The 11,977-nt window shown below is 72.2% G+C and carries 10 protein-coding genes; 5 read left to right on the forward strand and 5 right to left on the reverse strand.

From position 1 onward, the window contains the following. Positions 1–121 precede the first annotated feature (121 nt). Together F4562_RS36250 and F4562_RS08285 are read left to right on the forward strand one after the other, a co-directional pair. The gene (locus tag F4562_RS36250; RefSeq protein WP_221207089.1) at positions 122–2,038 is read left to right on the forward strand and encodes an ABC transporter ATP-binding protein; all 1,917 of its coding nucleotides are present in this window, start codon (positions 122–124) and stop codon (positions 2,036–2,038) included. A gap of 543 nt (positions 2,039–2,581) precedes the next feature. After that, on the forward strand, positions 2,582–3,709 hold the full coding sequence (locus tag F4562_RS08285) for a TerC family protein (RefSeq protein ID WP_184542269.1): 1,128 nt from the start codon (positions 2,582–2,584) through the stop codon (positions 3,707–3,709). A gap of 101 nt (positions 3,710–3,810) precedes the next feature. Here the strand turns inward: F4562_RS08285 and F4562_RS08290 are convergent, their stop codons facing one another. The 4 genes from F4562_RS08290 to F4562_RS08305 all read right to left on the reverse strand — a co-directional run bounded on the left by F4562_RS08290 (position 3,811) and on the right by F4562_RS08305 (position 8,278). Then, positions 3,811–4,524: a maleylpyruvate isomerase family mycothiol-dependent enzyme gene (locus tag F4562_RS08290; RefSeq protein ID WP_184542271.1), complete on the reverse strand. Its 714-nt coding sequence runs from the start codon at positions 4,522–4,524 to the stop codon at positions 3,811–3,813. Between the two features lie 105 nt (positions 4,525–4,629). Beyond that, complete coding sequence (locus F4562_RS35715; RefSeq protein WP_184542273.1) at positions 4,630–6,420, reverse strand: serine/threonine-protein kinase; 1,791 nt, start codon at positions 6,418–6,420, stop codon at positions 4,630–4,632. Positions 6,421–6,571: 151 nt separating this feature from the next. Beyond that, positions 6,572–7,099: a quercetin 2,3-dioxygenase gene (locus F4562_RS08300; protein ID WP_246473384.1), complete on the reverse strand. Its 528-nt coding sequence runs from the start codon at positions 7,097–7,099 to the stop codon at positions 6,572–6,574. A gap of 120 nt (positions 7,100–7,219) precedes the next feature. Then, entirely contained in the window at positions 7,220–8,278 is a 1,059-nt protein-coding gene (locus tag F4562_RS08305) for a class I SAM-dependent methyltransferase (RefSeq protein ID WP_184542275.1), read from the reverse strand. A 452-nt stretch (positions 8,279–8,730) separates the two neighbouring features. On the opposite strand from F4562_RS08305, the gene F4562_RS08310 reads away from it, so the two are divergent. Next, positions 8,731–9,408, forward strand: coding sequence for a response regulator (locus F4562_RS08310; RefSeq protein WP_184542277.1), 678 nt, complete (start codon positions 8,731–8,733; stop codon positions 9,406–9,408). Then, positions 9,402–10,649, forward strand: coding sequence for a sensor histidine kinase (locus tag F4562_RS08315; RefSeq protein ID WP_184542279.1), 1,248 nt, complete (start codon positions 9,402–9,404; stop codon positions 10,647–10,649). The genes F4562_RS08310 and F4562_RS08315 overlap by 7 nt, the downstream gene beginning before the upstream one ends. Here the strand turns inward: F4562_RS08315 and F4562_RS08320 are convergent. Beyond that, positions 10,598–11,305 (reverse strand): hypothetical protein, encoded by a 708-nt coding sequence (locus F4562_RS08320; RefSeq protein WP_184542281.1) that lies wholly within the window; start codon positions 11,303–11,305, stop codon positions 10,598–10,600. The genes F4562_RS08315 and F4562_RS08320 overlap by 52 nt on opposite strands. Positions 11,306–11,525: 220 nt before the next feature. Between F4562_RS08320 and F4562_RS08325 the strand changes: the two genes are divergently transcribed. Continuing rightward, the gene (locus F4562_RS08325) at positions 11,526–11,849 is read left to right on the forward strand and encodes a YciI family protein (protein WP_184542283.1); all 324 of its coding nucleotides are present in this window, start codon (positions 11,526–11,528) and stop codon (positions 11,847–11,849) included. Positions 11,850–11,977: the final 128 nt, after the last annotated feature.

An 11,977-nucleotide genomic window follows, 5' to 3' on the forward strand; every position in this document is an offset into this window, starting at 1 on the left:
GGGAATCCACGGAACGGCTCTGCCCCACCACCCCCACCGCTGGCGATCACCTCGCCGACGCGGCGCACCGCGCCTTCGCCCCCACCGGTCAACCCCCGACACTGGAACAGGAGCCGCTGACGTGGCTGACGAGACAGCCGTCACCGACAACGAGGTCACCCCCCGGCAGCACGGCGAAGAACTGACGTTCAACTTCAGTGGCGGCGACACCGCCGAATTGGCCCGGCACCTGACCGGGCGCAGCCTGGCCGCCCGCCTGCCGGCGCTGGTGCGCCGCTCCTTCGCCCTGGCCTGGGCCGTGGACCGGCGCTCGACGATCGCCCTGCTGGCCTGCCAGGTGATCTCCGGCCTGCTGGAGGCGCTCGGCCTGTTCGCCACCACGGCGGCGCTCAGCGCGCTGATCCAGTCCGCCCACGACCTCGCGAACCTGGTCGCGGCCCTGCCGTCGGTGGCGGTGCTGGCCGGGGCTGCCGGGCTGCGCGCGGTGCTCGGGATCGCGATCCAGGCACTGTCGAACCGGCTCGGTCCGCGGATCTCCCGGGAGGCGGAGTACCGCATGCTCCACGCGGCCACCGGCGCCGAGATGGCCGCCTACGACCATCCCGGGTTCAACGACCGCTACGACAAGGCCGACCGGGGTGTCGAGGTCAGCCGCGACATGATCGGCCAGTCGCAGAACCTGGTGTCCTCGGCGGCCACGCTGGCCGCCGCGGCCGTGGTCGTCGCCGCGCTGGCACCGATCCTGCTGCCGCTGCTGGTGCTGACCGCGGTGCCGCAGGCGCTGGCGTCGGTCGCGGGCGAGCGCGTCACCTACCTGGCGACGCTGCGGACCTTCCATGACCGGCGGATGCTGAGCATGCTGCGCTGGCACCTGTCCCACAAGGAACAGGCCGACCAGATCCGCACCGACACCCTGGCCCCCTACCTGCTGGACAAGTACCGGGCCAGCGGCGCGCGGGTGGACCGCACCGTCGACGAGGCCGCCTGGCAGCGCGCCAAGATCAGCCTGCTGGGATCAGCCGTCAGCGGCCTGGCCGCCGCGCTGATGTGGGCCGGGGTGATGGTGCTGCTCGGCACCGGCGCCATCGGCGCGGCCGTCGCCGGCACGCTGGTGTTCGCGCTGCGCTCGGCCGCCGGCGGGCTGCACGGCATCGTCGGCTACGGCACCGACCTGATGCGCACCGGCCGGTACCTGGACGACTGGGAGGAGTTCATCGCCGAGGCGGGCGGGCAGCGGCTGGATCGCGGAAGCATCGTGCCGGGCCGTCCCCGGCATGTCGCCCTGCACCAGGTCACCTACCGCTACCCCGAGGCCGACCAGGACACCCTGCACGAGGTGGACTTCGAGGTCCGCCAAGGGGAGATCGTCGCCGTGGTCGGCGAGAACGGCTCCGGCAAGACCACCCTGATGAAACTGCTGTCCGGCCTCAACCTCCCCACCGCCGGGGTGGTCACCTGGGACGGTGTCAGCACCCGCGACCTGGACCCGCACGCGTTGTGGCGGCAGTGCGCGGTCGTGCCGCAGGAGTTCGCCCGCTGGCCGATGACCGCCCGGGAGAACATCACCCTCGGCCAGCCCCGCCCCGAGGCCGACGACGCGGTACGGCGCGCGGCGGTCACCAGCGGCGCCGACGCGGTGATCGCGGTGCTGCGCAGCGGACTGAACACGCTGCTGGCCCGCGAATGGTGGGGCGGGGTGGCCCTGTCGTCGGGCCAGTGGCAGCGCATCGCGGGCGCCCGCGCGATCCACCGCGACGCCGGTCTGCTGGTGATGGACGAGCCCACCTCCGACCTGGACGCACGCGCCGAGCACCGGATTTTCACCGGGCTGCGCGAGCTCGCGAAGGACCGGGCGGTCGTCCTGGTCACTCACAACCTGTCCAACACGATGGTCGCCGACCGGATCGTGGTCATGGAAGCCGGACGCGTCATCGACCGGGGGACGTTCACGGAGCTGACGGCCCGGCCCGGACTGTTTCGCGACCTATGGCTGTTGCAGCGAGATCGCGTGAACCCTCACTCGCAGGAGAAGGCGTGACGGCCGACCCCGATCAGTCAACAGCCGGGCGTGGGAGCGGTACAACCGCCACCAGCTGCGCCAAGGGACGATCTCCCCGAAGCCCACGCGGATGCCCTCACCGCAGCGGTCCAGAAGGCCGAAACCCGCCTGCGCACCCTGCTCGCCGCCACCACACCCACGCCCTAGCGTTCAGGAACACGAAAATCGCCCCCCTCCGCGATGGCCCCTTTCTAAGGGGCGTCGCAACACCCCAGCTTGAGAAATGCGATGGAGTTCGAGATCCGCAAGATCCGGCTCCCCCGGCGCCGGAGGCCCAGGGCCTCACACCGGAGGTGTTCGATGCTGAATCAGGCCGGGCCCGCCGTGGCCGGCGGCTTCGGACCGGGCCGCCATCGCGACGGCGTTCATCGGCTGCGCCGCCCGCTGAACCCGTCCCGTGCCGACCGCTCCGCCCCCCCGTACGTCCTGAGCTCGGAGAGCACCCCCGCACCCCCGGGCACGGGGGTGTGGGGGTGCGCGCCAGGGGTACGGCGAGGAGTCTCGGCGGCAAGGGGGACGCGGATGACGATCGATTCGGCGGGCGCGTGGATCGTGGTCAGCGGCGTGGTGGTCGCACTGCTGGTCCTCGACTTCGTCGTGGCGGCGCGTCGCCCGCACGCGGTGGGCATGCGCGAGGCCACCGCGTGGACGGTCTTCTACATCGGCGTGGCCATAGTCTTCGGGCTGGTGCTGTGGTGGGTCGCCGGAGCCGGGCTCGCGACGGAGTACTTCGCCGGCTGGATGGTCGAGAAGAGCCTGTCGGTCGACAACCTCTTCGTCTTCGTCATCATCATGGCGCGGTTCTCGGTGCCGCCGGAGTACCAGCAGAAGGTGCTGCTGTTCGGCATCGCCACCGCCCTGGCGATGCGCACCGTCCTCATCGTGATCGGCGCGGCGGCCATCTCCCTGTTCTCCTTCACGTTCGTGGTGTTCGGCCTGCTGCTGATCTGGACGGCGGTCCAGCTCGTCCGGCACCGCGACGAGGACCCCGACATCGACCGCAATCCCCTGGTCCGCCGGGCGGGCAAGATCTTTCCGATGACCGACGACATGCGCGGCGGGCGGCTGCTGGTCCGGGAGAACGGCAAGCGGATGGCCACACCGCTGTTCGTGGTCTTCCTCGCCATCGGGAGCACCGACCTGCTCTTCGCCCTCGACTCCATCCCCGCGGTCTTCGGCGTCACCCGGCACCCACTCGTCGTCTTCGCCGCCAACGCCTTCGCGCTGCTCGGACTTCGAGCGCTGTACTTCCTGATCGAGGGCCTGCTGGAACGCCTGGTCTACCTGTCGATCGGTCTCGCGGTGATCCTCGGGTTCATCGGTCTGAAGCTCATCCTGGCCTTCCTGCACCAGGACGTCTCGGAGTCCTTTCCCGAGGTGCCGACTCCGGTCTCGCTCGGTGTGATCTTCGTGGTGCTGCTGGTCACCGTCCTCGTCAGCCTGCGCAGAGTGCGCGAGCACCCCGAGGAGCGCGCTCACGCGGGCACCCTGCACCGGGGCCACAGGCGGCAGGCCCAGCCACGAGACGGTCAGCGGGAGCAGGGAGGGGAAACGCAGGAGCCGGGGCAGCGGGACGGGGCGGAGGAGCGATCGGACGGGAGCCGGGCCGGAGAAGGACGGCCCGGCCACGGCCGGAGGCCCGCCGGTTGAGAACAGGCCGCTCAAGAACAGGCCGGTCAAGAACAGGCCGATCGAGATCGGGGAGTGCCGGGGAGTACCGTCCCCGCGGTCGCTCAGGCCAGGCGGCGCGCTCAGGCCAGGCAGCGCAGAACCGCCCTGAGCCCGCGATCGAGCGGGTGGTCCTCTGGCAGCCGGGCCACCGTCGCCTCGACGAACGCGGCCTCGGACAGTTGGGTGCTCGTACCGGCCGCGTGCACCCACACCCCGTCGGCGGTCAGCTCGACCTGGGCCTGCGACCCCTGTTCCCGCAGGACGAACGCCCCCACGCGGGCCCGCCGCCAAGCCCGCTCGTCGTATTCGTCCTCCGCGACGGGGGCTCCCACGTCGTCGGCGTGGGTGGCGTACTCGGAGTAGTAGTGGAAGGTCTGCAGGCCCACCGGGTACGGCCCGGCGGAGGTCTCCAGCGACGCGTCGCGACCGAGAGCCCGCATGCGCTCGCGGGTCTCCCCGTTCTCCCTCCGCCACTCCTCGAGCACCTCCCCGACGGGGAGATCCCGGCGGCGTCGCACACACCACTCGTTGAAGTCGCTGAAACCGGCGATCCCCTCACGTTCGAGCAGCGCGGTGAACCCCGCCAGGTCGCCGTCCAGGCAGGCGTGGTTGTAAAGCTCCTCCCCGGCGAGGTGCGCGAGGACGTCGCGGACCGACCATCCCGCGGCCCGCGAGGGGCGGTTCCACTCCTCGTCGCCGAGACTCGCGAAATACCGATCCAGCCGGGCCGCCTCGGTGTCGAAGAGGTCGAAGGGGTCCAGGTCGGCCAGCGTGTCCTTCGATTCTGCGCTCATACGGGCAGCCCTACCCCGCAGGCGGCGCCGCCCACACCCGAGCCCGAGCCCGTGGCTGCGGCGGCAGCGGCTGCGGCTGCGGCGGCGGCATGACAACAGGGCCACTCAGTCGTCGTCCTCGTCGTCCTCGTCGTCCTCGTGGCCGCCCCGCCAGCGGTCCCGGTCGTCCCCCTGGAGGGAGAAGCCGAAGGCGCGGAGGAAGTCGATCAGCGGTCCGTGCGGGGCGAGCTCGCCCCTGCGCCGTGCCTCGGCCAGTTCCCGGGCGATCCTCTGCAACTCCTTGCGGGCGCCCTTCTCCTCCCCCTTCTGGATGTGCCAGGCCATCTTCACGATCCGCTCGCGGACCTTCCGCGCCACCTCGGGATGGATGCCTCTCTGGTGTTCCTGCTTGAGGACGGCCTGGCTGAAGGCCACCAGCCGGGCCTGCCACCCGGTCGCCACCGGGGTGGGGACCGGAGAGGCCGGGGTCGGGACGGGCGTCGGGGTCCGAGTCACGGTCACGGTCGGGGTTGGGGTCGGGGTTCGGGGTGGAGCGGAGGACGGCGGGGCGGACGCCGTCACCGGAGATGTCGCGGCGGTGGCCGCGCCGTCCGGGTCCGACCCCGCCGAAGCCCACAGCACCACCACCACCACGAGCACGGCGACCGCACCCAGCGCGATTCCGATCTGTCTTCTCCCCGGGCCTCCCCGCAGGATCCCGTCCACGAGTCCCGCCGGGCGCGGCCCGGTACCGTACACCGCCGTACCGTCCCCGGGCACCGGTCCGGCCCCCTGCGAGGAGGCGGACGACACCGGCGCGGGAGCCGGTGCGGAAGGCTGCCCCGGCGGTGCGGGCGACCTCGGCAGCGGAGGCGACCCCGGCGGCGGAGGTGGTCCCTGCGGCGCGGGCGGCGCCGGTGGCACGGACTCCCTGTGGAACGCGGGCCGCCCCTGCGGCGCCGGTCGTCCCGATGGCGGAGGTGGTCCCTGCGGCGCGGGCGGCGCCGGTGGCACGGACTCCCTGTGGAACGCGGGCCGCCCCTGCGGCGCGGGCGGAGCGGGGAAGGAACCCGGTGGGTGCCTGAGCGTGGCGTCACGGGCGGGCGGCACCGGCCGGTGACCGATGCCGGCCAGGACCTGCCGGACCACCTCGGCGCTGGCGGGGCGTCGCGCGGGGTCCTTCTCCAGCAGGGCCAGCACCAGCCTCTCCAGCTCCGCCGGAATGGCCTGACGGTATCGGCTGGGCGGGTCGGGACGGGCGCTGACGTGCTGGGAGAGCACCTCCCCCGCCGGGCCGGTGAACGGGGGCCGTCCGCACAGCAGCTCGTAGCACACGCAGCCGAGCGAGTATAGGTCGGACGCCGCGTCGCCGGGCTCACCGAGGATCTGCTCGGGCGACAGGTAGGCGGCCGTGCCGATGACGCTCCCCGCCGACGTCAGCCGCATCGCCGCGGCGGTCGCCACCCGGGCCGTGCCGAAGTCGACCACCTTGAGCGCGCCGTTCGCGGTGCGGTACAGGTTCGCCGGTTTGACGTCGCGGTGCACGACCCCGGCCCGGTGCGCGGCGTCCAGGCCGAGCGCGGCCTGCCCGGCGAGGCGGCACACCTCCACGACGCTCAGCGGGCCCGTCTCGGCCAGTTCGGCGGCGAGGTCCCGGCCGGTCAGCAGTTCCATCACCAGGAACGGCCGGCCCTCGTGCTCGCCCACGTCGAAGACCGCCACCACATTGGGGTGGACGACCCGGGCCGCGGTCCGCGCCTCTCCGGCGAACCGCTCACGCATCGAGATGTCGGCCGCTTCCAGCGACAGCAGCTTGACCGCCACCGGCCAGTCCCGCTGCAGGTCGTGGCCGCGCCACACCTCGCCGGCCCCGCCACGGCCGATCAGCTCGTCCAGCCGGTACCGGCCGGCGAGCACCGCCGGAGTTCCTTCCCAACCACCCACGATTCCCGCCATCGATTCCGAATCCGGCAATTCCGCCCCACCCTACGGGGGTTCGGCGGGGCCGTACGACGAGAACGCGGTGGCGTGCGGGGCCCGGTCCGGGAGGCTCCGCCGGACGGACGGGTCAGCGGCCCGGCGGAGGCTCGGGGGGCGGGCCCAGGACCTCGATCCCGTACCGGGCGGCGGCGTGGCCGAGGGCCGCGGGGTCGACGGGCAACGGGCCCGGCAGTCGCCGCTCGTACGCGGGCTCGCCCACGGCGGCGGCGAAGTGCTCGAAGCCGGACGGCGTGGTGATCTGCAACGACCGGAGAGGCGCGTCGGGTCCGACGACGAAGCTGTGCGGCAGCCCCATCGGGAAGAACACCAGGTCACCGGGGCCGGCGGTGAAGGTCTCGCCGTCGCAGTGGAAGGTCGCCACCCCGGACAGCAGGTAGAACAGCTCGTCTTCGGCCAGGTGACGGTGGAGGGGAGGGGAGAAGCCGGGCGGGTTGACGAACTCGGCGATGGTGAGGCGGCCGTGAGTCTCCGCGCCGGTGGTCTTGACCGTGACGAGGCTGCCGAGGAACCAGAAGGTGTCGCCCTCGCCGTCGCGCCTCACGTATGGGCGGACGGAGGCCGGATGCGTCATGACCGCCTTTTTTTCATTAGACATCGACATATTCAACATTAGGCGCCCACCCGGGCAGTGGCCTTCGGCGCACGCGCAGGTGCCCGCACCGGCCGGGGACCGCACGGCATCCCGCTCCCCCGCCGGTGTCCACCTGCGGGGAGGTCAGGCCTTCAGCTCCAGCACCAGGTTGAACGGGGTGGCGGCCGCCTGGCGCGTGCGGGTGAACCCCGCCTGCCGGGCCAGCGCGAACAGCCGTTCCTGCCCGGCCTGGGCCCCCAGGGTCTCCACGCCGCCCTGCGAGATGGCGTTGGGCACGCAGATCGTCGCCGATGCGTTGTAGAACAGCCGGCCCACCGGGTTGAGGTCGTCCGGCAGCCGCCCGTACGCGAACGGCTCGACCAGCAGCACCGCGCCGTCGGATGCCAGGGTGGAGCGGACGTGCCGCAGCGCGGCGGCGGGATCGCCCATGTCGTGCAGGCAGTCGAACAGGCAGACCAGGTCGTAGCCGGTTCCGGCGTAGTCGTCGGCGGCGGCCGTCTCGAACGCCACCCGGTCGGCCACCCCGGCCTGGTCGGCCAGCTCGCGGGCACGCGCGACGGAGGGCCCGTGGTAGTCGAAACCGGTGAAGCGCGAGTTCGGGTACGCCTGGGCCAGCACGATGGTCGAGGCGCCGTGCCCGCAGCCGACGTCGGCCACCTGGGCACCGGCGGCCAGCTTCTCCTCGACACCGGAGAGGGCGGGGATCCAACTGGTCGGCAGGTTGGCCGCGTACCCCGGCCGGAAGAACCGCTCGGTCCCGCGGAACAGTGCGCGGTCGTGGTCGGACCAGGCCATGCCCTTGTCACCCCGGTACGCCTCGACCAGTTTGTCCTCGTCGCGGAAGACGGAGGAGGCGATCTCCGCGAGCCCGGTCATGAACACCGGGCTGGACTCGTCGGCGAAGACGGTCGCCTGCTCCTCGGTCAGCGTGTAGGCGCCTCCGTCCTGGGAGTCGTCGTAGGAGACGTATCCGGCGGCGGCCTGGGCGGCGAGCCACTCGGCGATGAGACGCTCGTTGGTTCCGGTCCGCCGGGCCAGTTCCCCCGCGCTGAGCGGCCCGGCCCCGGCCATCTCCCGCCACAGGCCCAGCCGGTCGCCGAGTATGACCGTCGCCGCGCCGTAGGCGGCTCCCATGTCGAGTACGACCTGTTCCACGAGTTGTTGAAGCCTGGCTTCGTCCATTGGAGTCTCCTCGGTGGTTCCGCCGGGGCCGTCGCGGTCACCACACGGCACGGTGCGAAACCATCGGCGGGCCGCGGGTCCGGACCCGGCCCCCGCCCGCCCCGCTCGACCGCTCCGTCCGCCCGCTCGGCCGCCTCGCCGCCCGGCGCATCGGCCGTCCGCGCGGGTTCACCGCCCGGCGCACCGGCCGCCCGTGCGGAGCCGGTCTCCCGGCGATCTCTGTCGATCGTATCGACGCCCTCGCCCACCTTCGCAAAACAGACGTTCAACATGATGAAAAGGCGGAGGCGCACCCGTCACGCGGCTGACCAGGCACCCGTCACACGGCTGACCAGGCATCCGCCGCGCGGCGGACCCGTTCCCGGCCCCCGCCCCCTACGCGGAGGGTCGCCGGTACACGGCGGATCTCGGTAGCCTGCGGTCATGCCGGGTAGGACGGGGGACCGCTCACGATGATCAGACTGGTCATCGCGGACGACCAGGCCATGATTCGCGCCGGGTTACGGATGGTCGTGGAGACCGCACCCGGCATCGAGGTCGTCGGGGAGGCCGCCGACGGGGAGGAAGCCCTGGCCGTCACCCGGCGGCTGCGTCCGGACGTGCTGCTGATGGACATCGCGATGCCCCATCTGGGCGGGCTGGACGCCGCCCGGCGGCTGCTCGCGGACCCGCACCCACCGAAGATCATCATGCTCACCACCTTCGACACCGACGACAACCTGCGCGCCTCACTGCGCGCGGGAGTGAACGGCTTCCTGCTGAAGACCTCACCGCCGGAGCAACTGATCGAGGCGGTACGGGTGGTGGCCTCGGGTGACGCGCTCATCGACCCGGCGGCCACCACCCGGGTGATCGCCTCGTTCGCCGCCCTGCACGAGCCGGCCGCCCCGCCCGAGCTGGCCGCGCTCACCCAGCGGGAACTGGCCGTGCTGCGCCTGCTGGCCCGCGGCCTGTCCAACCTGGAGATCTCCGGGGAGCTGGAGATCGGTGAGGCCACCGTCAGGACCCACGTCGCCCGGGTCCTGCGGAAACTCGACCTCCGGGACCGAACTCAGGCCGTCGTGTTCGCCTACGAGGCCGGGATCGTCCGGGCCGGGCAGCGTGACCGGCGGCGCGAACGGCCGTGCTGAGGAGACTGCTCGGCGACTGGCGTCCGACCTGGCTGGACCTGCTCCTCGCCCTCGCCGTGGGAGTCGCCGGCCTCGTGGAGTCGTTCGGCCGGCAGGAGCAGATCGGCCACCCGGTGCCGATGGCGGCGGGAGCCGTCGCCGCCGCGGCGGCGGTGCTGCTGCGCCGCAGGTCCCCGATCGCCATGCTCCTCACGCTGATCGCGGTGGGCCTGGCCGTACGGGAGGCCGTCGGCACCGGTTACTACGCCGCCTGGCACTTCTACTCCACCCTGATCCTCGTCCACACCGTGGCCAGCACGGTGGAACTGCGCAGCTACCGCGGGGGCGTCGGCCTGGGGTGCGTGCTGACGGCGTACGCCTACCTGCAGACGCTGCAGACGAACGACATCGCCGAGGTGCTGATCAGTGCCGTTTTCATGAGCGTGGCGTACGGCAGCGGCATCCTGCTGCGCCGCCAGATCGACCAGACGCTACGGCTCGCCGAGCGCACCACCCGGCTGGAGGTGGAACGCGAGGAGCGGGCCAGGCGGGCGGTCGCGGAGGAACGGGCCAGGATCGCCCGGGAGCTCCACGACGTCATCTCGCACAAGGTGAGCGTCATGACCCTGCACGCGGGCGGGGTGCGGATGCTGCTCGACGACGACCGGGAGCGGAAACGGGAACGGGACATGCTGCTCACGGCCGAGCAGGCCGGACGCGAGGCGGTCGGCGAACTCCAGCTCATGCTGGGGGTGCTCCGCGAGGCCGGCGACCACGTCCCCGAGACCGTCCGGCCGGGGCTGAGCCGCCTGGAGGGGCTTGTCGCGCATGTCCGGGAGGCCGGGCCGGACGTGCGTCTCCGGATCATCGGTGAGCCGCGGCCCCTGCCGCCCGGACTGGACCTGTCGGCCTACCGGGTGATCCAGGAGGCCCTGACGAACGTGCTGAAGCACGCCGGCGCCGGCCGGGCCGACGTCGTCGTCGACTACGGCCCGGACGAGCTGAACGTGCAGGTCACCGATGACGGCGCAGGCGGGGGACCCGCTCCGGGCACCGCGCACGACACGGGCGGACACAGCACAGGCGGACACAGCACAGGCGGACACGACACGGGCGGACACGGCACAGGCGGACACGGTCTGATCGGCATGCGCGAACGGACCGCGATGCACGGCGGCGACCTGTCCGCCGGCCCCCTCCCCGGTGGCGGCTACCGGGTGGCCGCCCGGTTCCCGCTCGGCACCGCGACGGAGACCGGCTGAGGAGCGGCCTCCCCGGCCCACTCGGCGTCGCTCATCCTCAGCATCCGCAGCCCGATCACGCCGGAGCCGGCCAGGTAGAGCAGGCCGCCCACGACCGTGCCGATCGGGAAGACCGTGGCGCCGATGCTTCCCACGACCATCGCGACAGGCGCCCACCACGGTGCCTGGCCCTCGTACGCCAGGGCCAGGCCGAGCAGGAGCAGGCCCAGCAACCCGGTGAAGGCCGGGATCTGGAAGGCGATCAGGACCCCCGGGTCGGCGAACGCCAGGTCGGCGAGGTCCGCCCCCTGCTGGGGTGGCAGGTCGCGTTCGAGCCGGGAGTAGAAGAAGTCGCCCAGCATCAGTCCGGAGAGGTTCACGATGCCGAGCAGCGCGATGCCGCCGGCGATGTGACCGAAGACCACGGCGCGGCGCCGGATCAGATGGATCATTCCGATGATCCCCGGGATCAGCAGCACCCAGCTCCAGTGGAGCAGCGAGGCGCTGACGGAGACCTGCTCCGGATATCTGCCGTAGATCCCGAGGGATTCCTCCACCCCTCCCAGCCGGAGGTTGGGATCCACCACGATCCCCACGACGTAGACGAGCGGCGCGGCGATGAGACACAGCCCGGCCGCCGACCGGCGGAACCTGAGCGGATCGGAGAGTACCGACATGAGACCTTCCCTTGCGTCCTGCCCGCGCCGGAACCGGGCGGGGCTGAGCCGGGAAATCTAGGTGACGGGGCACCGGACGTCGTCCCCCACGTGACCGATCGCCGCTCCACGGCCCGGCGGACCGCCCGCCCCTGCCGGCGCTGACCGGGAACTGCGGCATTCCCTGTCACATCGTTCGTTCGACGTGTAGGCAGAACGAAGAAGGAAAAGGAGAAACCACATGCGCTACCTGATGATGTCCATGGCGTCCGACACCGTCCCCGACGAGAACCTGTACGCCGAGATGGCCAAGTTCGTCGAGGAGCTGACCGCGGCGGGCGTCCTGCTGGCCACCGGCGGCCTCGAACCGGGCGGCGTCCGCATCACGTCCTCCGGCGAGGAGATCACGGTGACCGACGGGCCGTTCGCCGAGGCCAAGGAGGCCGTGGCCGGCTTCGCGCTGGTCGAGGTCCGTTCCAAGGAGGAGGCGATCGAGCTGGGCCGCCGCTTCCGCAGGATCGTCGGCGATGGCGAGAGCGTGATGCGGCAGGTCTTCGGCCCCTGAACCGCCGGCGGCGCCGTCAGCGGCACCGCTGACGGCGCTACCGGCACCGCCGACGCCGCTGACGGGGTACCGGGCACCGCCGACGCCGCTGACAACACCGCTGACGGTGGTGCTGGCACCGTTGACGG

This window comes from Streptosporangium becharense (genome assembly GCF_014204985.1).
Classification (GTDB): Bacteria; Actinomycetota; Actinomycetes; order Streptosporangiales; family Streptosporangiaceae; genus Streptosporangium; species Streptosporangium becharense.